The sequence below is a fragment of the Siphonobacter sp. genome (assembly GCF_048595215.1).
In the GTDB taxonomy this organism is placed as follows: Bacteria; Bacteroidota; Bacteroidia; order Cytophagales; family Spirosomataceae; genus Siphonobacter.
On record NZ_JBMDWJ010000272.1, the window covers coordinates 1 to 21,152 of the forward strand.

19 protein-coding genes are annotated in these 21,152 nt (G+C 48.6%); 11 read left to right on the forward strand and 8 right to left on the reverse strand.

Annotated features, from left to right (window positions below):
* The first annotated feature begins 252 nt into the window (after window positions 1-252).
* On the forward strand, window positions 253-1,749 hold the full coding sequence (locus ACOJTG_RS16800) for a S41 family peptidase (protein ID WP_420154890.1): 1,497 nt from the start codon (window positions 253-255) through the stop codon (window positions 1,747-1,749).
* Between the two features lie 89 nt (window positions 1,750-1,838).
* Here the strand turns inward: ACOJTG_RS16800 and ACOJTG_RS16805 are convergent, their stop codons facing one another.
* From ACOJTG_RS16805 to rplS, 6 genes are all read right to left on the reverse strand, one after another.
* Entirely contained in the window at window positions 1,839-2,360 is a 522-nt protein-coding gene (locus tag ACOJTG_RS16805; RefSeq protein ID WP_420154891.1) for a DUF6702 family protein, read from the reverse strand.
* Complete coding sequence (gene rseP, locus ACOJTG_RS16810) at window positions 2,361-3,755, reverse strand: RIP metalloprotease RseP (protein ID WP_420154892.1); 1,395 nt, start codon at window positions 3,753-3,755, stop codon at window positions 2,361-2,363.
* A gap of 288 nt (window positions 3,756-4,043) precedes the next feature.
* Entirely contained in the window at window positions 4,044-5,396 is a 1,353-nt protein-coding gene (fucP, locus tag ACOJTG_RS16815; RefSeq protein WP_420154893.1) for an L-fucose:H+ symporter permease, read from the reverse strand.
* A 303-nt stretch (window positions 5,397-5,699) separates the two neighbouring features.
* A complete protein-coding gene (locus tag ACOJTG_RS16820) occupies window positions 5,700-6,488 on the reverse strand; it encodes an SDR family oxidoreductase (RefSeq protein ID WP_420154894.1) in 789 nt (262 codons plus the stop codon).
* A 93-nt stretch (window positions 6,489-6,581) separates the two neighbouring features.
* Window positions 6,582-7,409 (reverse strand): amidohydrolase family protein, encoded by an 828-nt coding sequence (locus ACOJTG_RS16825; RefSeq protein WP_420154895.1) that lies wholly within the window; start codon window positions 7,407-7,409, stop codon window positions 6,582-6,584.
* A 136-nt stretch (window positions 7,410-7,545) separates the two neighbouring features.
* Entirely contained in the window at window positions 7,546-7,902 is a 357-nt protein-coding gene (gene rplS, locus ACOJTG_RS16830) for a 50S ribosomal protein L19 (RefSeq protein ID WP_094814135.1), read from the reverse strand.
* Between the two features lie 211 nt (window positions 7,903-8,113).
* On the opposite strand from rplS, the gene ACOJTG_RS16835 reads away from it, so the two are divergent.
* The 7 genes from ACOJTG_RS16835 to ACOJTG_RS16865 all read left to right on the forward strand — a co-directional run bounded on the left by ACOJTG_RS16835 (window position 8,114) and on the right by ACOJTG_RS16865 (window position 14,573).
* Window positions 8,114-8,800 carry a head GIN domain-containing protein gene (locus ACOJTG_RS16835; protein WP_420154896.1) on the forward strand — a complete coding sequence of 229 codons (687 nt, stop codon included), beginning with the start codon at window positions 8,114-8,116 and terminating at the stop codon, window positions 8,798-8,800.
* Window positions 8,801-9,032: 232 nt separating this feature from the next.
* Window positions 9,033-9,269, forward strand: a complete 237-nt coding sequence (locus ACOJTG_RS16840) for an acyl carrier protein (RefSeq protein WP_094814133.1) — start codon at window positions 9,033-9,035, stop codon at window positions 9,267-9,269.
* 163 nt (window positions 9,270-9,432) lie between these two features.
* On the forward strand, window positions 9,433-10,680 hold the full coding sequence (gene fabF / locus ACOJTG_RS16845; RefSeq protein ID WP_420154897.1) for a beta-ketoacyl-ACP synthase II: 1,248 nt from the start codon (window positions 9,433-9,435) through the stop codon (window positions 10,678-10,680).
* A gap of 55 nt (window positions 10,681-10,735) precedes the next feature.
* Window positions 10,736-11,509 (forward strand): ribonuclease III, encoded by a 774-nt coding sequence (rnc, locus tag ACOJTG_RS16850; protein WP_243406312.1) that lies wholly within the window; start codon window positions 10,736-10,738, stop codon window positions 11,507-11,509.
* Window positions 11,510-11,591: 82 nt separating this feature from the next.
* A complete protein-coding gene (locus tag ACOJTG_RS16855) occupies window positions 11,592-12,068 on the forward strand; it encodes a DUF456 domain-containing protein (protein WP_420154898.1) in 477 nt (158 codons plus the stop codon).
* Between the two features lie 84 nt (window positions 12,069-12,152).
* Window positions 12,153-13,133 (forward strand): porphobilinogen synthase, encoded by a 981-nt coding sequence (hemB, locus tag ACOJTG_RS16860; protein WP_420154899.1) that lies wholly within the window; start codon window positions 12,153-12,155, stop codon window positions 13,131-13,133.
* Between the two features lie 69 nt (window positions 13,134-13,202).
* Window positions 13,203-14,573, forward strand: a complete 1,371-nt coding sequence (locus ACOJTG_RS16865) for a dihydroorotase (RefSeq protein ID WP_420154900.1) — start codon at window positions 13,203-13,205, stop codon at window positions 14,571-14,573.
* 152 nt (window positions 14,574-14,725) lie between these two features.
* Here ACOJTG_RS16865 and ACOJTG_RS16870 read toward each other — a convergent pair whose 3' ends face one another.
* Complete coding sequence (locus tag ACOJTG_RS16870) at window positions 14,726-14,953, reverse strand: hypothetical protein (protein WP_094814123.1); 228 nt, start codon at window positions 14,951-14,953, stop codon at window positions 14,726-14,728.
* 63 nt (window positions 14,954-15,016) lie between these two features.
* On the opposite strand from ACOJTG_RS16870, the gene ACOJTG_RS16875 reads away from it, so the two are divergent.
* The 3 genes from ACOJTG_RS16875 to ACOJTG_RS16885 all read left to right on the forward strand — a co-directional run bounded on the left by ACOJTG_RS16875 (window position 15,017) and on the right by ACOJTG_RS16885 (window position 19,446).
* A complete protein-coding gene (locus tag ACOJTG_RS16875) occupies window positions 15,017-16,426 on the forward strand; it encodes a BatD family protein (RefSeq protein ID WP_420154901.1) in 1,410 nt (469 codons plus the stop codon).
* A gap of 78 nt (window positions 16,427-16,504) precedes the next feature.
* Window positions 16,505-17,584: a chorismate synthase gene (gene aroC, locus ACOJTG_RS16880; protein WP_420154902.1), complete on the forward strand. Its 1,080-nt coding sequence runs from the start codon at window positions 16,505-16,507 to the stop codon at window positions 17,582-17,584.
* Complete coding sequence (locus ACOJTG_RS16885) at window positions 17,581-19,446, forward strand: ABC-F family ATP-binding cassette domain-containing protein (protein WP_420154903.1); 1,866 nt, start codon at window positions 17,581-17,583, stop codon at window positions 19,444-19,446. The genes aroC and ACOJTG_RS16885 overlap by 4 nt, the downstream gene beginning before the upstream one ends.
* Before the next feature lie 34 nt (window positions 19,447-19,480).
* Here ACOJTG_RS16885 and ACOJTG_RS16890 read toward each other — a convergent pair whose 3' ends face one another.
* Window positions 19,481-21,001, reverse strand: a complete 1,521-nt coding sequence (locus tag ACOJTG_RS16890) for a capsule assembly Wzi family protein (RefSeq protein ID WP_420154904.1) — start codon at window positions 20,999-21,001, stop codon at window positions 19,481-19,483.
* Window positions 21,002-21,152: the final 151 nt, after the last annotated feature.

Here is a 21,152-nt window from a genome sequence, read left to right on the forward strand (position 1 = left end):
GCAGGGCTTCAATCAAAGTGAGATTCGCCGTCGCCATACCTTTTTGGGGTTGATTTCGTTTATATAAAATTAAGACCGTTTGGAATTAATCGGTTCCAAACGTGTTAAGAATTTGTACTTTTACTCTGCCTTAGTGGCTGACTCTCAGGGTTAAGGAGCAAGAATTTTCTTAAGATGATAAGCAGTTTCTCCGAAAAAAGTTACGCCATTACTTTGCATACATTGCTGCGTAAAACTTTATTCCGGCTATCTATGAAAAGTCTGTTTAGTTGGTTGTTGATTGGAGTGGCACTATCCGCCTGCTCTCCGCGATCGTATTCGCCCCAGCGTACGTATCAGCCGCAACAATTACAGAAAGATTTCCAGATTATGCGAGCCAGCCTGGAGGCGGGACATCCGGGATTGTACTGGTATACCTCGAAAGCGAAACTCGATTCGGCATTTGACGCGACCGCACAGAACTTGAATCGCCCCATGACAGAAATGGAATTTCGGCGTCAGCTTGATCCTCTGGTTGAGCTCATCCATTGTGGGCATACGAATGTACGAGGTTCGAGAAGCTTTGAACGTTGGCGGAAACACCATACGCCCAAGGATTTTCCATTGAGTGTGTTTGAAATGACCGACCGAATTTTCGTTTCCTCCAATTTTAGTAACCAGCCCGAGCTTTGGAAAGGACAAGAATTGGTAAAAATTGATGGCCGCCCCGCCCGTGAAGTGTACCATACCTTACGGAGCCTGGTGATTTCGGATGGGTATAATCAGACCTTCAAGAATACTACGATTCTAAATAATTTCCCAACGTATTACCGCTACTGGTACGGCGAAAAAGAGACCTACGATGTAACGGTACTGGATTCGCTAAAGCGGGAAAAAACGTACCAGATTCAGTGGAAAAAAGAGGAAAAGCCTAAAGGAGCCGTTGTAGCATCCGTTCGGCCCGTAACGGGACAGGTTCGGCCAGCTAACGTGCCCGCACTCGCACCGGCAAAAACGTATGGTAACCGGCATGCCCGTTTATCAATTTCTTCACGGGATTCCAGTTTGGCTATTTTGGATTTAAATACGTTTAGTATCAATAATTACCGTCGGTTATTTCGGCGATTGTTCCGGCAGATTGAACGCAATCATATACAACACCTAGTGCTGGATTTACGTAACAATGGGGGTGGGCGGGTGGCTGCCAGTAATTTGCTGATGCGGTACGTGATGGATCAGCCTTTTCAGGCGTATCAGTCCGTGGAAAGCCTGCCGTATTCATCTACGTATAATCGTTATACCAATGAGCGATTGGCCCGTACCTTCATGTTGAAAGTGGTGGCAAAAACGCTGCCCGATGGCCGGCGGATTATTCGCCATGCTACGCGTACGCAAAAGCCCATTCGCAAGTACGGTTACCACGGTGATATGTATATTCTAACCAACGGAGGCTCTTTTTCGGCTTCTTCCATTACCGCTGCTAATTTACAGTTCTGGAAACGAGCTGTCATCATTGGTCGTGAGACGGGTGGGGGCCGCAATGGCTGTACGGCCTGGACCATCCCTTATCTAACCTTACCGCAAAGTCATTTACGCATCCGTTTTCCGCTTTTCAAAGCCTTAACGGCCGTAACCGATCCAAACGAAGGGCACGGCGTGATTCCCGATCATCCAATCACTTTTACCGCAATCGATCTGCTGGCAAATCAGGACCCGGATATTGAAAAGGTGTATGAGCTACTGCGAGGGGGACGGCTGGTGAAGGAGTAAGTTTGATTTGGGAGGTAGCTGAAAATACTGATAAAAAAGAGGCGGACTGATACAATCAGTCCGCCTCTTTTTTATCAGTATGATAAGTACTATTCAATCACCCGAGTTGGTATTTTCTCATTAAAAAGGAAATACTTTTTCTCGGAGCCAAAGGTCAAATTGACAATGTTTTGTTGATCATCGAAAATATCCGTTAGAGCCGATTGCTGAAGCTTGCAGCCTTTAATGTTCTCCGTAAAGGGCATTTCCACAAAAATCCAGGTGGCATCGACTTCATTCTGTTTTCCAACGTACTGATAAGCTTTCGCCTGACCAGCCGCGTTTAAAAACTTGTAGTGCTTACGGATATACGCTTCAACCAGCCGATCATTCTGATCCTTGTCTTGAATACGGATTTTAGCTCCCGTCCGACCTTTATTCAATGCCGTTTCCAGATCATCGGTAAACAACTTGATTTCTACTTCAAACACCTTGTTCCGAGCATCATAACGCATTTCGGTGAGGCTGTTGTGGAAATCATGTTTATGCCGGTGAAAGGCAGAAAACAACGGTACGCAGGCCAACATCAGTACTACGCTCAGCCAGGGCCGCAGGTTTAGACACTTCATCATTTACTTAAACAAGTCATTACCAATCGCAAAGACCATCAAGCCTAGCAACAAAATGGTACCAATTTGTTGGGCCCGTTCGAGGAATTTTTCCGAAGGAGCCCGGCGGAAAATCATTTCATAAAGCAGGAAAATAACGTGACCACCGTCGAGGGCCGGAATCGGCAGGGCATTCATAAAGGCCAAAGCCATCGAAAGCAGACCCGTTACCGTCCAGAAGTGATTCCAATCCCAGATTTCACCGTATAGTTTACTGATTCCTACAGGGCCACTGATGGCATCACTAGCGGCTACTTCACCTTTAAAAATCTTACCAAAACCTTTTACGTTTTTCGCTACTACGTCGAAGGCATCGTAGGTACCCGCTGCTACAGCCTGGCCAAAATTGTAATCCACGTGAGCCGGCGTCTGTAAAGGCGTCCGATTCAGGAAAACCATCAGTTTACCTTCGGGAGTCACGCGGGGTTTAAGCGTCAGCATCTTACCCTTCCGATCAACCATCACGTCGATAACTTTGCCTTTATTGGCCGCTACCGTTTGAGAAAATTCGTGGTAATAAGTCAGGGGCTTTCCATTGATACTAACGACTTTGTCGCCTTCCTTCATACCCGCTTCGTAGGCTGGTAAGTTCTGCTTTTTCTCGCCTAGAATCTTGGCAAACAAACCTGGTTTTTCCGGTTCGGCTACTTTCACCACTTCGCCCAGAGTGGCGAAGGTGCTGATGAAACGTTCGGGGTTGTTATCCCGAGCCAGCAGGCCCGCCAAATCGTTTCGGATCGGAATGACCAGCTCTTTGCCATCCCGTTGGACGGTATAATTGCTGTTGGATTCGAGCAGAACCTGACCTACTACATCCTGACGGAAATCTTCGATCGGCTGACCATTTACTTTCAGAATTTTATCGCCCGTACGCAGCCCAATTTCCTGAGCCAGTTCGCCCGCTACAATCCCGTTCTTGTTTACCTCGGACACGGGAATGTAATTGTATCCGTTCTGGTACGAGAGGGATGAGAAAATGATAATTCCCGTGATGACGTTGACAATGATTCCTCCCAACATGACCAGCAGACGTTGCCAAGCGGGTTTGGAGCGGAATTCCCAGGGCTGGGGTTCAGAAGCCAGCTGATTGGCTTCCTGCGTTTCATCCACCATCCCGTCAATCTGAACGTAACCTCCTAGGGGGAACCAGCCAATACCATATTCCGTATCACCAATTTTCTTCTTCCAAAGGGCAAAATTGGCAACGTTAGGCAGAGGGAAAAGGAAATCAAAAAAGATATAAAACTTGTTGACGCGGATTTTGAAAAGCTTGGCAAAGAAGAAGTGGCCAAACTCGTGTAAACCTACCAGTATCGAAAGGCCCAGCAGTAACTGCCCAGCCATAATCCATCCACTCATTCGATTTAGTTTTCAGTTTTTAGTGTTCAAGTTTGCGGTTCTCTAATGGAACGATTCACGGCCCCATAATCGTCTACGCTTTCGGTCAGGATAGGAAGGGTAGGTAGAAAAAGCTACTACTTTCTTAAACAAATGGAAAACAGACTATAGCAAACTATCTATATAAACACAAAGATAGGGGGAAAGGATCGGCTTTAAGAAAAATTTAGATAGAAGGAAAGCTCTAAATGACCAGAAGCCGGTGGGGGTCCGGCTTCTGGCGATAAATTAGGAAACGAATCTCGACTACTAATCAGCTTTGTAGCCTTTGATGGCAAAAAATACGACATAAGCAAAGCAGACAAAGGGCACCAGCAAGGCCATGGCGGCTCCGGATGGGAAAAGCAACCCCGCTACCAGGGGTAGCACCGCTCCGCCCACGATACTCATGATCACTAAGGAGGAGGCCATCTTTGCTTCAACACCCAGGTTTTTGGTTGCTAGGGCGAAAATGGTCGGGAACATGATGGACTGGCAGAAGTAGGTCATGCTCAGGCAAATCACGGCGACCAGGCCACCCGCAAGGCCAGCAACGGCTACGAAAGCCACAGCGGCGATGGAGTAAATCGTAAGTACACGTTGGGCGGGCATCCGGGTCATGAGTGAAGTTCCCACAAACCGACCCAGCATGAACAGTACCAGTGCAAACGAAGCATGGAAGCCAGCGATCTGGGTATTGGAAAGCGAAGAGGCATCGAGGCCACTGACACTGCTGATGATTTTCATCCAGCCTTCGGCCAGAACCCAGTGAGTTTCCCGGGAGAAATCCAGCTTGAAGTCCACGAAATAGCCCCAGAGCACGGACTGAGCACCTACGTTGGCGAATTGAGCAATAATCCCGTATACCAGGTGTTTGTGACGGAATAGGTGCGTAATGGAGATTTTTCCGGCTGATTTTTCTTCTTCTGCCCCCACTTCTGGCATTTTCACTACCGCAAAGATCAAAGCAACAAAAGCTACGATGGAGCCAATGGCCAGATAAGGTCCCTGCACCGAGAGAGCTTCCTGTACGCGTATGGCCTCTACTTCGGCCGCGGGCATGGCTGCCAGCATTTCAGGCGTGTACTCGGTTTGGGAGAAAATGAACAACGCTCCAATGATAGGCCCTAAGATCAGACTGATCCCATTGAAAGACTGGGAGAAATTCAACCGCCATTCTGACGTTTCCGGATCGCCCAATACCGTTACGTACAGGTTTGCTGCCGTTTCCAGAAAGGCAATGCCACTGGCAATCATGAACAAAGCGAAGAGGAAGAAACCGTACACGCGAGCACTAGCGGCGGGGTAAAACAGAAAAGCTCCGGCCGCGTACAGAATCAGGCCAAAGAGAATTCCTTTTTTGTAGCCAAACTTTCGCATGACGTATCCCGCCGGGAGAGCCATGAAGAAATAGCCCAGATAAAAAGCGAAATCAACAATACCCGCCTGAAAACGGCTTAAGTCCAGAGCAATCTGAAATTGCTTGATCAGCGAGCCATTCAGCGAGTTGGCAAGGCCCCATAAGAAAAACAAGCTCGTAACCAGAGCAAAGGGAATCAGATAACTGCCAGAAGCCGAGCCATCTTTAATTTTTACTTTTTCAGACGATGGTCCAAGTGCCATGAAAGGAAGGATTAGAGGGAAAATGAAAAGCAGTGTAAGGAGGTGGTGACGTTTAGGATTGTAGGAGGTTTAAAAGGGTTTAAAGTTTGAATAGTTTGAGGTTTGATAAGTGTGAAGTTTGACGCGTGCAGCAACTATGGATTTACGGCAGGATACAGCCTCTAACCATTTGTAAGCAGGTATTAACCTAGAACGTTACTAAATTCCGTCGTTTCAGACCGCGAGTCCTTTCAAACCTTAATCATTAAACTTCTCCAACCCTTCTCAAACTTTAAACCTCCTGAAACCTTTAAACTTCCCTAATTAAGCATTCGCCAGAGCCCGATCCAGGTGTACGTAGCCACCATCCACGTGGATGAGCTGACCGGTCGTATGACTGGATTTGTTGGATAACAAAAAGGCGACCGTAGTACCGAGTTCTTCAGTAGTGGTCATGCGTTGCTGTAAGGGAATATTGCGGGTAATTTCCTTGAGTTTTTCTTCCGGGTTCGGTAAGCCATTGATCCAGCGTTCGTACAGGGGCGTCCAGCTTTCGGCTACAATCACTGCGTTGACCCGAACATTGTATTTGAGCAGTTCAACGGCCCATTCGCGGGTAAGGGCATTCCGGCCTCCGTTCGCGGCGGCATAAGCAGACGTGCCTCCCTGACCCGTTTCAGCCGTTTTCGAACCAATGTTGACAATGGCCCCCTGCGATGCTTTCAGAGCAGGCAACGCATACTGAGCCATCAGGTAGTAATGAATCAGGTTTTTGTGCAACGAAGCTACAAAGTCTTCATAAGTGCCATTTTCCAGACCTACTCCATCGTTTACTCCGGCGTTATTGACCAGTCCGTCGATAACCCCAAATTTCTCCAGCGTCAATCGAACGGCCTTTTCGCATTCGCTGGGCTGGGTCAATTCGGCAGGTACCTGAAAGGCCTGACCGCCCGCCGCTTCAATCGCTGCTACTGTTTTCAAATTATCGGACTCACTACGACCAATAATGACCGGAATCGCTCCTTCGGCAGCCAACACTTTACTAATTCCTTCGCCAATGCCTTTGGCACCGCCCGTAACAATGATGACTTTATTCGTTAGGTTTAGATTCATTACGAATGCGTTAAATGTTCTTAAGGGATCTGTCGCTTAGTAACGATACCAAGCCTGACTATACCAAAAGAGCCTAATCGTAGTAAGATAACCTTATAAACTATAAAATTCAGTAGCCGTGATTCCCCAGAACTGAGCTTTTTCAGTTTCCGAAAACGGTTCCATGTATTCGTTTAGTATCTCTACCCAGCGTTCGTAAGCGGAAGCAACCAGACAAACGGGCCAATCGGAACCAAACATGGTACGGGAAGTACCGAAGGACTCGAAAATAACGTCCAGATAGGGGCGAAGCTGTTTAAGCGACCATTTTTCCCAGTCGGCTTCCGTCACTAATCCAGATACCTTGCAGCAAACATTTTCGCGTTTACCCAACGACTGAATATCGGCTGTCCATTTTTCCAGTTCGCCCTGCTTAATCAGGGGTTTGGCTCCGTGATCGACCACGAATCGGTTATAGGGCAGACGCGTAGCCAGTTCGCGGGCGACGGGGAGGTGTTTCGGGTAAATCAATATATCATACGTATAACCATATTCGCCAAGGGTACGCACGCCTTCCATAAACTCCGTCCGGAGCAGAAACAGATCATCGGGTTCCGCTTGTACGACATGACGAAAACCTTTGAGTTTGGGAAATGCCTTGAAATAGTCCAGGCGTTCGCTCAGCGTTTCCGACCGTAAGTCCACCCAGCCTACGACACCCTTGATAAAATTATGTTGCTCCGCCAGCGTAAGCAGAAATTCCGTTTCAGCTTCCGATTGGTCGGCCTGTACGGCTACAGTGCCATCAATACCGGTGTTATCAAGTAATGGTTGGAGGTCTTCCGGAAAAAAATCCCGACGGATGGCCTGCATGGCGGGGGTAATCCAGGCATCCCGAATGGGATCATACTGCCAGAAGTGCTGATGTGAGTCAATTTTCATGTGTCTAGAGAGGAATAGCTAAATTCAGTATAGGCAAGGATGGTAAAAATAAAGAAGGAAAGCGTAAAACTTCCGAATGGGTACAAAAAAAGGTCGTTCTGTACAAGAACGACCTTTAAAAGGGAGTAGCTCAAGGCTATTTTTTCTTTTCTTTGATTTTGGCAGCCTTACCTTGTTTGCCACGCAGGTAGTACAGACGAGCACGACGTACCAGACCGCGACGTACCACTTCGATTTTGTCGATGTTGGGCGAAAGAAGGGGGAAAATACGCTCTACGCCAACGCCATTAGATACTTTACGTACCGTAAACGTTTCGCCATTCGTACCAGAATTTTTGCGTTGAATTACCGCACCAGTGAAAACCTGGATACGTTCTTTATTTCCTTCACGAATTTTTACGTGAACATTAAGCGTATCGCCAGATTTGAAATCGGGGATGTCGGTCCGGCGAGCTGAATTATCAGCTTCCACCAGTTTGATCAGATCACTCATGACCTCTGAAAGAGTTTTGTTAAAATGGTCTAACTCATTGATAGATCGGCAACATCGAATCCCACAGGTCGAGCGGTTGCCGAAATGAGCCGCAAAGATACGGATTCTTTCGGCAGCTACAAAAGTCCGGTATTTTTTAATTCGCTATGCAACAAATCTTTAAGCGAAAACATCTTTCCATCACACACTCACCATGAAACCTGTGAAGCACATGAAATTCTTGACTTCCGTATTCTTTTTCCTGGCCCTGCTAGTTACTACTTCAGTGGGAGCACAAACCAGAAAAACATTCAATCTCAGTAATTTTGACCGCCTGGATTTAGGTTCAGCCTTTATCATTGACGTGAAGCCGGGTAGTTTTAAAGTAGAAGTAGAAGGCGAACAGAAAGACCTCGACGAGCTGGAAGCCAATGTGAGCAGCGGTCAACTTCGGATTCGATACCGGGAAATGCACCGGCGTTCAAATAACCGCCAGCGGGTACACGTCCACATTACCATGCCCGCCCTGACGGGGGTACGATTCAGCGGAGCTTCCCAGGCCAAAGTAGCTGGTTTCGGTAGCCAAAATCGGATGAATATTGACATTTCCGGAGCTTCTCAGGTCAGCATTGATACGCGGGCCAAACAGGTACAAATGGATTTGTCGGGTGCTTCGCAGGTTACTTTAAACGGAAATGCGGAAAGTTTGGACGGAAAAATTTCGGGGGCTACCATTTTTAAAGGCGAAGAATTTAAAGTTGGTCAGGCAAACGTAAATGTTTCCGGAGCTAGCTCGGCTCGCATCTACGTAACCGAGAAATTACTGGCCGATGCCAGCGGAGCCAGTCAGGTGCGGTATCGGGGTCATCCCTCCGTAACTGCCAATACCTCAGGAGCTAGCCAAGTTTCGAACGATTAGAAATTCCTTTCTGTATCCGACTGAAAAGAGAAAAGTCAGATCGACTTTCTCTTTTTTTATGGATTAGAATTGTATTAGAAAAGGGGAGGAAAAAGCAAATCAATGCCGATTTAATCGAATTTTAAAACCGAAAAATTTTTTTAATAAACGCTCGCTCTGAAAAATATGTTTGACAATCTGCATTCAAGTAATTTTCTTTGCGACGTTTTTTGAACCAAATCACTCAAACACAATGTCAGAAATCTCGGCTAAAGTCAAGCAGATTATCGTTGACAAATTGGGCGTGGAGGAGTCGGAAGTGACGCCGGAAGCTAGCTTTACGAATGACCTCGGGGCTGACTCGCTCGATACCGTGGAACTCATCATGGAATTTGAAAAAGAATTCAATGTGTCTATTCCCGACGATCAGGCTGAAACGATCACGACGGTCGGTCAGGCTGTTGCCTATCTGGAAGAACACGCCAAGTAAGTAACATCTATCAGCGGTGCTAATTTGGAAAAAGGCATTTCGGTGCCTCTTTTCGGATTAGCACATTTTTTTGATTCTATTGGTTCGGATTTTTCTTGCTAAACAATCTCTACGCAAAAAGAGGCAAGCCAATCATCGGACCTGATTATAAAACTATTACGCTATGCAATTGAAGCGAGTTGTTGTCACTGGACTAGGAGCTCTTACCCCCATAGGAAATACGGTAGAGGAATACTGGGACGGACTTACCCGAGGCGTCAGCGGTGCCAATCTCATCACGCGATTCGATGCCACCCGTTTCCGTACCAAGTTTGCCTGTGAGGTAAAAAACTTTGACGTACAGGCGTACATTCCTCGCCAAGAGGCCCGCAAGATGGACTGGTTTACCCAGTACGCCGTCGTAACCGCCGATGAGGCGATTGCTGACGCGGGCATCGATAAAGAAAAAGTAGACCTTGATCGGATCGGCGTGATCTGGGGTGCAGGTATTGGTGGACTCAAAACGTTTGAGGATGAAGTACTGAACTTTGGCGGTGGTGACGGAAATCCCCGGTTCAATCCCTTCTTTATCCCCAAAATGATTGCGGATAGCTCGGCGGGACTGATTTCCATCCGTCACGGTTTCCGTGGACCTACCTATGTTACCGTATCCGCTTGTGCTTCTTCAGGAAACGCTCTGATCGACGCATTTAATTACATTCGTTTGGGTAAGATGGATATCTGTGTATCCGGTGGATCGGAAGCAGCTGTTACGCAGGCGGGTGTAGGCGGATTTAACGCTCTGAAAGCCCTTTCCGAACGCAATGACGATTTCGCCACGGCTTCCCGTCCCTACGACAAAGACCGCGAAGGTTTTGTATTGGGTGAAGGTGGAGCCGCTCTGATTCTGGAAGAGTACGAGCACGCCGTAGCCCGTGGAGCAAAAATCTACTGCGAAATCATGGGTGGCGGTATGTCATCCGACGCTTATCACATTACAGCTCCCCATCCCGACGGACGCGGTGCCTACATGTGTATGAAGCTGGCTCTGGAAGACGCGGAATTGCCCCTGGAATCAGTTGATTACATTAACACCCACGGTACATCCACGCCCATCGGCGATCCGCAGGAACTAAAAGCCATTGAGCGTTTGTTCGGCGAACATGCTACCAAGCTGAATATCAGTTCCACGAAATCTATGACGGGTCACCTGTTAGGAGGAGCGGCTGCCATTGAAGCCGTAGCTGCGATTCTAGCGATTAAAAATCAGTTGATACCGCCCACGATCAACCATTTTACGGATGATCCTGATATTAATCCAAATTTAAACCTTACCTTCAATGAGCCCCAAGCCCGGAAGGTAGAAGTGGCTATTAGCAACACTTTTGGTTTTGGCGGACACAACACTTGCGTTGTTTTCAAGAAAGTATAGTCGGGTTGAGCCGTGGGTTGCTGACCTACGGCTCAGCCAATAAATTTTGTACACTGTGCTGCTACCGCTATTCGTTTCTACGGTCTTTGACCCTCTGACCCAGTTTTTCAGATCACCATCCGACAAGGATAAAAAGCTGAAGAAAGCGGTAGCTACGCTTATCGGTACTCGTCCGTCCAATGTGGAACTGTACCGACTGGCATTTATGCATACATCGGTAAGTAAGCCCTTGAATGGCAAAGATGTCCGACTTTCCAACGAACGGCTCGAATACCTGGGCGATGCCGTCTTGGGCATGGTAGTGGCCGAGTATCTCTTCAAAAAGTATCCTTACAAAGACGAAGGTTTCCTGACCGAAATCCGCTCCCGGATCGTGAATCGGGAATCACTTAATCTAGTGGCTCGTAAACTTGGACTGGATACGCTAGTGGAATACGACCCCAACCGCCGGACGGTACTGGCCCGTACATCCATGTACGGCGATGCTCTGGAAGCATTTGTGGGAGCGATTTACCTCGATAAAGGATTTCAGTTCACCAGGAAATTCATTTTGAAACGACTGCTTTCCAGTTATTTCGATCTGGATAAAGTAGTGGAAACCAATATCAATTACAAGTCTCAGATCATTGAATGGGCTCAGCGGGAAGGCCGCGACCTTCGCTTTGAAGTAACGGAAAAAGGCTCCGCCCGACATAAGGAATTCATTGCCGAACTCATGGTCGATAACGAAGTATTCGCCACGGGTACCGGGTTCAATAAAAAGAAAGCCGAGCAGTCGGCTTCCGAAAAAGCCATCGAAAAACTGAACTTGGTCAAGCCGGTCAGTTAAGCTTGGTACTTCTTTTTTTGTGAAAAAGCTATCCCGAACGGATGGCTTTTTTTATTTTCAGGCCAATAACCTCTAAAAACGTATGGAAATTTTATTAGTCATTTTGGGCGTACTGGCCCTACTCGTTGGTTTGGCCGGAGCCGTACTGCCTTTACCCGGTCCACCGTTGAGTTTTTTAGGATTGTTACTATTGCACTGGTCAGGACGAGCCACGTTTTCTTCTACCACCCTCATTGTTCTCGGGATCGTTACGTTCATCATTGCCGTACTGGATTATCTGGTGCCCATCTGGGGCGTGCGAAAATTTGGGGGTACCACCTACGGCACGTATGGCACTACGATTGGACTCATCCTGGGTTTAATTCTGCCCATTCCCGGCGGGATGTTTGTGGGAGCTTTTGTCGGAGCGATGGGTGGTGAAATGTACGGTGGTATGGCTTCGGGCAAAGCCATGCGGGCCGCGTTTGGTTCCTTTCTGGGCTTCATGGCGGGGATGTTTATGAAGGTCGTTTTGTGTCTGGTTATGATTGGGTACGCCATCGCCGCTTTTATGAAGTAACCCGAACGATTTCAACTTTTCTCTCCTTCTCAAACCATAGGAGCCGTACCTTTGCGGCAGTTTTTCACGTATCCTGTAGTAGCTATGCATATATTACGTCGTCCCCGTCGGTTGCGTACGAGTGCCACGGTGCGAGCGTTGGTTGAAGAAACGAGCGTTTCGGTAAATGATCTCATTCTGCCAGTTTTTGTGGTGGAAGGACAAAATGTAAAACGGGAAGTAGCTTCCATGCCGGGTGTGTATCGGCATTCGCTGGATAATTTGCTGGATGAAATTGGCCAGTGCCAGGATTTAGGCATCAAAGCTTTTGATTTATTTCCTGGTCTGGATGAATCCAAAAAAGATAAGTACGCCAGTGAAAGCTGGCGGGAGGGTAGCATGTATCTGGAAGCCATTCATGCGGTGAAGAGTAAGTACCCGGATGTAGTGGTCATGACGGACGTAGCTATGGACCCTTACAGCTCGGATGGGCACGATGGGTACGTTGAGAATGGTGAGATTCTGAACGATGAAACGCTGGAATACCTGGGTAAAATGGGCGTTGCTCAGGCTCAGGCGGGTGCGGACATTCTCGGCCCTTCGGATATGATGGACGGTCGGGTTGGGTACCTGCGGGAGAAACTCGATGACGCCGGATTTTCGAAAGTAGCGATCATGTCGTATACGGCCAAGTACGCGTCGGCTCTGTACAGTCCTTTCCGGGATGCCCTGGAGTCTGCTCCCAAGTTTGGTGACAAAAAGACGTATCAGATGAATCCGGCCAACATCAAGGAAGCTTTGATTGAAGCCGAACTGGATTACGCCGAAGGAGCCGATTACCTGATGGTGAAGCCCGCTATGCTGTATCTGGACATCATCAAGATGCTGAATGACAACTTCGCCCTGCCCATTGCCGCGTACAATATTTCGGGTGAATACTCCATGATCAAAGCCGCCGCCCAAAAAGGCTGGATCGACGGCGATCGGGTAATGCTTGAAACGCTGACGTCCATCAAACGGGCGGGAGCAAAGATTATTCTGACGTATTTCGCCAAGGAGTTTGCTCAAATCCAGCAACAACGATAAGTTCTTTTGAATACTTTCCGGATGCCCTGTCTGCTTGCATACAGGGCATCTTTTTAGCCAGACCTTCTTATGTCTTCACTTCTCATTCTCAACGTTCAGCTGGTCAACGAAGGACAGATTCGTCCGGCGGACGTATTCATCAAAGATGGGCTCATTGAAAAAATTGGTACGGGCCTTTCCGGATTGAACGCCGATCGGGTCATTGATGCCAAAGGTCAGTATCTGTTACCCGGCGTCATTGACGACCAGGTACACTTCCGAGAACCGGGCCTTACGCACAAAGCGACCATCCGATCAGAAGCCCGGGCGGCGGTTTCCGGTGGTGTGACGAGCTTTATGGAAATGCCTAATACGGTCCCGAATGCACTCACGCAGGAATTACTGGCCGATAAGTACGCGATCGCCAGTCGTAGTTCCCTGGCTAATTACTCCTTCTTCATGGGAGCCTCGAACGACAATTACGACGAGGTCATGCGGACGGATGCTACGCAGGTGTGCGGTGTAAAAATTTTCATGGGTTCATCGACGGGGAATATGCTGGTGGATAATCCAGTAGTGCTGGGCAAACTTTTTGCGAATGCACCCTATCTGATCGCTACGCACTGTGAAGACGAAGCTACAATTCGGGCCAACGTAGCGGCTTACAAGGAACGGTACGGCGACGATGCCCCCGCCCGCGTCCACCCCGAAATTCGGAATGAAGAGGCGTGTTACAAATCCAGCTCCATGGCAGTAGAGTTAGCCAAACAGCACGGTACTCGTTTGCACATTCTGCATATTACGACTGGTGAAGAAACGGCCTTGTTTGACAAAGGCTATTACGGATATTCCGATGCCGAAAGCGTAAAACTCAAACACCAGAAACACATCACCTCGGAAGTCTGTGTGCACCACCTCTGGTTTGATGCCCGCGATTACGAACGCCTGGGCAATCAGATCAAGTGTAATCCAGCCATTAAAGCCGATGGCCATAAGCAACAACTGTTACAGGCTCTGCTCGACGATCGGATTGACGTGATTGCCACGGACCACGCTCCGCACACCTGGGAAGAAAAGCAACAGTCGTACTGGCAGGCTCCTTCAGGTTTACCGCTGGTGCAGCATCCGCTGCTACTGATGCTGGAGTTTTATCAGGACGGTAAAATCTCCCTGGAAACCATCGTTCGAAAAATGTCACACGCCGTAGCCGATTGTTTCCGGATGGAAAAACGGGGCTATATCCGCGAAGGCTACTGGGCCGATCTAGTACTGGTAGACTTAAACCGTCCGAATTTGGTTACGAAAGAAAGCCTGCATTTTCAATGTGGCTGGTCGCCGCTGGAAGGATACAATTTCCGCTTCGCCGTTACGCATACCATCGTATCGGGTCACGTGGCGTACGCGAATGGAGCATTCAACGAAGAAAAAACGGGCGAACGACTGACATTTATCCCCGCATAACGTATAGAAGAACCTGGCGTATCATTGGGTAAGAATGCTTTCTTACGAAATAAGCATTCTTCAATATTCTGATTATAAATACGTTACCTAAGAAACAAAAATCCTCGTCGGAAACCCGACGAGGATTCTAATGTCCCTAAAATCATCACAAACTATTCTCTGGCAAATCGCAGGCGACGGAAACGGACCGTAGCAAAACAGCGACGCAAAATGCGGTAGTATATTTTACCAAACAGGGTATAGCACCATTGTTTGAGTTCTTTAACTTCAGCAGGAATTAATTGGCGTAAGGCTTTACGCAGTTCTTTTTCGAATAAATGAGCGTCAAAACTTACTTTCTGGAGAATGATCTTGACATATTCCAATACCGTGATGGACATGGCATAATTGGTTTAAGGTTTAACAAATGGCTGGGCCATTAGTTTCGGCCTATCTTTATAACGATGAAGGCACGACAAATATATTTAATTATCCTACTTTTTTATTGTTCTTTTTCAAGAATTTTTGTTTTTGCCCAGCAAAACGCGATTCGCATTGAATTAGGGCCTTCTTCTATACCTGCCGGCAAGCCCTATACGATCACTGTAGTCATCACGGGCAGCGAACAACGCGAGTACGATCGCTTCCCGGATATCATGGGAATGAGCCGCCGAGGTACCACCACTACTACTTCCAGTACCACCGTAGGCAATCGTACGGAAATAGTACAACGCATCACTCAAAATTATATTCCAAACCAACCGGGAAATTACGCTGTCACGCCATTTACCATGAATGTCAATGGGCAGACCGTTCAATCGATGGGTGGAATTGTCATTGTGACCGATGCCCTTGCCAAAGAGACAGTGTCAGAAGAAGAGGAGGAAGCCGTTGAACCCGCTCCTGCGGACGCCAAAGCGTCTGCGTTTTTACTCCTCAGCTCCAACCGCAGTCAGGTCTACGCGGGCGAAGGCTTTAACCTGAGTTTGGGCTTTTTTGTTGCGGATGACAATCCGCTGGAAATGGGTTTTTATGCCTTAAACCTACAATTAGGGGCTATTCTCAAGCAGATACGGCCCGCAAACTGCTGGGAAGAAAATTTTGGTATACGGGGCGAACCCCAGGTGTTTGAAACTACGATTAATGGCCGCAAGTATACCGAGTATCGGCTATTTCAGGCGGTATATTTTCCGTTGAATACGGAGCCGATCCAGTTTCCTGCCGTAAGTCTGAAAATGAGCGTGAATGATGAAAAGTTGAAAAAACAGACTTTTCTGACGTTTCATAGTAAACCTCTTGTCATTCGTCCCGTCCCGCTGCCCCAGGATGCCCGCCGCAATCAGGCCGTTACTGGGGAATATTCGGTACGTGAACAACTTAGTACCCGGGTCGTACAAACGGGGAAAACGATTCAGTACAAAATCACGATAAACGGGATTGGTAACCTGACCCCGATTCTGATCCCAACGCCCGAAAATGATAACTTTTTTGATTTTTACCCACCCACCATCCAGCAATCCATTACGCGTCGGCGGAGCCGGGTGAGTGGCGAAAAAACTTTTACTTTTCAGATCATTCCCAAACAGGCCGGAAACTTCCCGTTAAGCATGTATTTTCGCTGGATATTTTTCAATCCACGAACGGGCCGCTACGTCAACTGGCAGTCGAATGTGGTTCTGAAAAGTCAGGGTGAAAAAATTACCAATACCGACTCGGATGCACTGGCGGGTTCGCTCTTCAGTAATCTTGAAAACCTGGACAGTACGAAGCCCTTCGTGAATGTTCAGCATACCATTCTGAGTCTGGCGAATGGGATACTGGCCATTATGGCTTTGGGAATGGTGTATATTTTCATACGAGGGAAACGCGGCTAGGCCGATCCTCGTTTACAGTTTTGTCTCCTATTTCGGATGGCTGGCTACGGTCAGCTGATCCTCAAACAGTACGAATTTATGTCCAGTACATACGGTACGTTATTTAAAATCAGCACGTTTGGTGAATCCCACGGAAAAGCGATCGGTGTCGTAATCGATGGTTGTCCGGCCGGAATCACCTTCGATGAAGCCTTTATTCAGCAGGACCTGGATCGGCGTAAACCCGGCCAGTCCCGCATTACTACGCAACGGAAAGAGTCCGATACGTTTCAAGTCCTATCGGGGGTATTCCAAGGCAAGACGACGGGTACACCCATAGGCTTGATGATTCCGAACGAAGATCAGCGGTCCAAAGATTACAGTCACATTTCCGAACAGTTCCGGCCTTCGCACGCGGATTATACCTACACGGCCAAGTACGGCGTTCGCGATTACCGGGGTGGAGGACGTTCGTCCGCCCGCGAAACGGCGGCTCGGGTGGCAGCGGGAGCTTTGGCGAAACTGGTACTTCAGCAATTGGGTGTGTCGATTCAGGCCTACGTATCGCAGGTAGGCAAGCTGAAAATGGAGACGCCCTATCAGCAGTTGAATCTAGCTCTGGCGGAGGAAAACGCCGTACGTTGCCCCGATCCCGAGGTAGCCGAGCAGATGTTCGCGTACATTGACGAAACCCGTAAAAAAGGCGATAGCATCGGCGGCGTAGTATCCTGCGTGTGTACGGGCGTTCCGGCGGGCTGGGGCGAACCCGTGTTTGACAAGTTACACGCGGAATTAGGCAAGGCTATGCTTTCCATCAACGCCGTAAAAGGCTTTGAATACGGCTCTGGCTTTGCAGGCGTTGAACAATACGGCTCAGAACATAACGATGAGTACTATACCGATGAAATGGGCAAGGTACGCACGCGTACCAACCTTTCAGGGGGTATTCAGGGTGGTATTTCGAACGGGGAAGACATTTATTTCCGCGTAGCTTTCAAACCTGTAGCCACGATTATGCAGGATCAGGAGTCGGTGGATGTACACGGAAATCCGGCCGTCGTATCGGGCAAAGGGCGACACGACCCCTGTGTGGTACCCCGGGCCGTACCCATCGTAGAGGCGATGGCGGCCTTAGTATTAGTAGATTTTTATTTGTTGAATCAGGCGAGGAAGGCATGAATTATTTATCCGCCGAAGGGCTCTCAAAATCAACGGGAGAACGCTGGCTTTTCAGAAATATCACGTTTGGCTTAAGTAAGGGCGACAAAGTTGCCCTAGTTGGTCGAAACGGAACAGGAAAAACGTCTTTGATGGACGTACTGGCTGGTTTACAGACTGCCGAAGAAGGAACCGTCAGTATTCGTAAGGAGGTACGGGTTGGGTATCTGAATCAGCAACCGAATCTGGATGAAAACCAGACGGTACTGGATACGCTGTTCCTGGGGGATACCCCCCTGCTACAGGCCATTCGAGCGTATGAGCTGGCTCTGATCGACGGCACGGATCAGCAACTGGCCGACGCTGCCGAGCAGATGGAAGTACAGAAAGCCTGGGATTACGAGTCGAAAGTAAAGCAGGTACTGGGCCGACTCGGCGTAGCTGAATCCAACTTTGACAAACAAGTAGGACAGCTTTCGGGGGGACAGCGGAAGCGGGTAGCTCTGGCTAAAGTACTGCTCGACGAACCGGATTTGCTCATTCTGGATGAGCCCACCAACCACCTGGATCTGGAAGCGATCGAGTGGTTGGAAAATTACCTGGGTACGGCGAATATGACGCTGTTGCTCGTCACGCACGACCGCTATTTCCTGGATCGGGTGTGTACGGAAATTCTGGAGCTGGACGAGGGAAATATCTACCGGTACAAGGGCAACTATTCCTATTTTCTGGAACGGCAGTCGGAACGTCATGCTTCGGAATCCTCGAGTGTCGATAAAGCCCAAAACCTGCTCCGTCGCGAACTGGAGTGGATGCGGCGGCAACCCAAAGCCCGGGGTACAAAAGCCCAGTATCGCATTGATGCCTTTTACGATTTACAGGATAAGGCGAACCAGGGACGAAAGGAGTCGAACGTAGAGTTGAACATTGGTATGGCCCGGCTGGGGAGTAAGATCATCGAGCTGGAACATGTCAAAAAATCCTTTGGCGACTTAAAGATCGTCGAAGATTTTGAATACGTCTTTCGTCGTCGCGAGCGGGTAGGGATTGTGGGAAAGAACGGCGTGGGGAAATCTACCTTTCTGGACATTCTAACGGGAGAACAGCAAGCCGACTCGGGCGTGATCAGTGTCGGGGAAACGGTTCGGTTTGGGTATTATACGCAAAGTGAACCAACCTTTAAGCCTGGACAGCGAGTCATCGACGTAGTAAAAGACATTGCGGAGGTCGTTACGCTGGGTTCCGGGGAGACGATTACGGCTAGTCAGTTTCTGCAACATTTTCTGTTCGATCCCAAGAAGCAGTATACTAACGTAGAGAAACTTTCGGGCGGTGAAAAACGTCGTCTGCAACTGTTACAGGTGCTGATTCAGAACCCGAACTTTCTGATTCTGGATGAGCCTACGAACGATCTGGACATTCAGACGCTGAACGTACTGGAAGACTATCTGCTTCAGTTTGCGGGCTGTTTGGTACTGGTTTCTCACGACCGCTATTTTATGGATCGTCTAGTGGAGCACTTGTTTGTTTTTGAAGGAGAAGGGAAAATCAGGGACTTCCCCGGTAACTATACCGATTATCGCGAAAACCTGAGCAGTGCCCCCGTCGTTGAACCGACGAAACCCAAAGTCGAAGCTCCTAAACCGGCTTCTACGCCAGCTCCGGTTTCCACGAAACGAAAACTGAGTTATAAGGAACAGCGGGAACTGGAAACGCTCGAAAAGGAAATTGCTCAACTGGAAGGACAGCGGGCGGCTCTCTCCGAGCAAATGAACGCTGGCGAGGGCGATTACCAGCAGATTACGCTGTGGTCTAAAGAGATTGAGGAAATCAACGTTCAGCTCGAAGAAAAAGAATTTCGCTGGATGGAATTATCGGAATAAAGAAACGGACGGTTCGCCGTCCGTTTTTGTTTGTTCACCAGCGATGGGATCGGTACTTCAGCCGATACCGGGCGATTTCCGGAATGTCTTCATCCGCAAATCCCCAGCTTTTCCGAATGCCGATAGAGAAGCCCCAGCTTCGCGGGTAAACGTCACCGAAATCGGCGGCTCCGCTAGCCAGTAGTTCAGAGCCTTTGAGAAACCATACCGGTTTGCGTAATTCCAGCAGTAGACTAACTTGTTGCTTTGCCCGTGGGTACAGGGATTCGGGCGTTCCGTCGGACTGAAGGTAGGTAAATCGACCGTTGAAAGTATATCCTCGCCCCAGTGAACCATCAAGGACCAGATGTACCGCTGAGAGTAGATTGTCTTTGGTGAAAAGCTCTTCATCCGTATCCGTACGAGCGGGGGCCAGAAGTGGCGTACCCAGCGTTCGTCCACGGTAGGACCAGCCCTGTTGGTACTGTCGATGGTTAAAGTAGTTCTCTTCCCAGACGGGACCTTTGCCAAAGGGCGAACCTTTCCGTCCCTGATTTTTGGTGTACAGAACCTCCACCACGAGCTTACGGATAACGGGAGTGTCGGTACCATCGGTGGTGATACTGACTCCAGTAAGTCCATCCCGCCAGTTGGCTAAATGCAGCAGCGACGGCATTTCATACGGCTGTTGGCGGTAGAAAAAGAAGCGATGCCCGTTCGTTTGCAGTTGAAGGGCGGCATCGACGGAGCCTACATGATTACCTACCCGTTCACGAAAATCATACGGATTGTAAGCGGCATTTTTCCCTCGCCCAGCCGTTACTACGCTCCAGAAAGCAGATGCGTCTTTGGGAAGGGAACCATCGGGTTGAAAGTACTCCGTTTGCGTAGGTGAAGGGTCCGTACGCAAGCTGGGAGCGTAGCCTCCCCACTGAACCTGATGATTGATGCCGAAAAAAGCTTGAAAAGTGGCTGTAGGTCTCCCTAATCGCAGATAGAACGTTTTCTGATGTAAGTACGTCCGGCGTACAAAAGCAGTGCGGTCGTCAAGCCAGCCGTGTGCCCAGACGGCCTGAAAGGCCAGTCGATCATTTAGTAGGGGCGTCCAGTTAGGAAAGCCGATCTGTATTTTGGGTACGGGCATCGCGTTACCCGACCAACTGTACGGACCTACGCCCAGCGTAGAATCGGCCAGTCCGAAGGTCTCTTTTCGTTTTCCGATGTACACTTCCAGAGCACCCCAGCGGGATTTGAGGTACAATTCAGGCAGGAGAACCTGGTTAGTAGCTCCGGCGTTGGTAGTCAGGTTGACACCGTATCCCCAGTCCCAGGACTTGCGTCGCAGGTAAGGCCGGGTTTTACTGGGTCGCTGGTAATCCGCTACAATCGAAAAGCTTGCCTGTGCTACCGGACCTTGTGCAGGAATGGTACCGTACTGACGAGCCTGCATCCAAAAGGGTAGTACCCCACCTGCCAGGAGTTGAAGCCTTGCTGTATAGGTTTCACTGTCTTTAAAAATACCCTGAGCGAAAACACCCGTCGGAAGAAAAACGAGAAGGAGAAGAGTACGGCACATAGATCAAGTAAGTAGATACTTGATCTAATTTATAAGTATATAGTACTAATTTTTAATAATAGATAGGCGTACTTATTTATCGGTATGCTGAATAAAGAAGAAGGTCATTGATCCGGTACGTAGCTGAATCAATGACCTTCTGGAATGTTTT

Excerpts from the sequence above, each read along its gene's own strand:
- ACOJTG_RS16800 (WP_420154890.1), top strand. The coding sequence starts at position 253 with ATGAAAAGTCTGTTTAGTTGGTTGTTGATTGGAGTGGCACTATCCGCC.
- ACOJTG_RS16805 (WP_420154891.1), bottom strand. The coding sequence starts at position 2,360 with ATGATGAAGTGTCTAAACCTGCGGCCCTGGCTGAGCGTAGTACTGATG.
- rseP (WP_420154892.1), bottom strand. The coding sequence starts at position 3,755 with ATGAGTGGATGGATTATGGCTGGGCAGTTACTGCTGGGCCTTTCGATA.
- fucP (WP_420154893.1), bottom strand. The coding sequence starts at position 5,396 with ATGGCACTTGGACCATCGTCTGAAAAAGTAAAAATTAAAGATGGCTCG.
- ACOJTG_RS16820 (WP_420154894.1), bottom strand. The coding sequence starts at position 6,488 with ATGAATCTAAACCTAACGAATAAAGTCATCATTGTTACGGGCGGTGCC.
- ACOJTG_RS16825 (WP_420154895.1), bottom strand. The coding sequence starts at position 7,409 with ATGAAAATTGACTCACATCAGCACTTCTGGCAGTATGATCCCATTCGG.
- rplS (WP_094814135.1), bottom strand. The coding sequence starts at position 7,902 with ATGAGTGATCTGATCAAACTGGTGGAAGCTGATAATTCAGCTCGCCGG.
- ACOJTG_RS16835 (WP_420154896.1), top strand. The coding sequence starts at position 8,114 with ATGAAATTCTTGACTTCCGTATTCTTTTTCCTGGCCCTGCTAGTTACT.
- ACOJTG_RS16840 (WP_094814133.1), top strand. The coding sequence starts at position 9,033 with ATGTCAGAAATCTCGGCTAAAGTCAAGCAGATTATCGTTGACAAATTG.
- fabF (WP_420154897.1), top strand. The coding sequence starts at position 9,433 with ATGCAATTGAAGCGAGTTGTTGTCACTGGACTAGGAGCTCTTACCCCC.
- ACOJTG_RS16855 (WP_420154898.1), top strand. The coding sequence starts at position 11,592 with ATGGAAATTTTATTAGTCATTTTGGGCGTACTGGCCCTACTCGTTGGT.
- hemB (WP_420154899.1), top strand. The coding sequence starts at position 12,153 with ATGCATATATTACGTCGTCCCCGTCGGTTGCGTACGAGTGCCACGGTG.
- ACOJTG_RS16865 (WP_420154900.1), top strand. The coding sequence starts at position 13,203 with ATGTCTTCACTTCTCATTCTCAACGTTCAGCTGGTCAACGAAGGACAG.
- ACOJTG_RS16870 (WP_094814123.1), bottom strand. The coding sequence starts at position 14,953 with ATGTCCATCACGGTATTGGAATATGTCAAGATCATTCTCCAGAAAGTA.
- ACOJTG_RS16875 (WP_420154901.1), top strand. The coding sequence starts at position 15,017 with ATGAAGGCACGACAAATATATTTAATTATCCTACTTTTTTATTGTTCT.
- aroC (WP_420154902.1), top strand. The coding sequence starts at position 16,505 with ATGTCCAGTACATACGGTACGTTATTTAAAATCAGCACGTTTGGTGAA.
- ACOJTG_RS16885 (WP_420154903.1), top strand. The coding sequence starts at position 17,581 with ATGAATTATTTATCCGCCGAAGGGCTCTCAAAATCAACGGGAGAACGC.
- ACOJTG_RS16890 (WP_420154904.1), bottom strand. The coding sequence starts at position 21,001 with ATGTGCCGTACTCTTCTCCTTCTCGTTTTTCTTCCGACGGGTGTTTTC.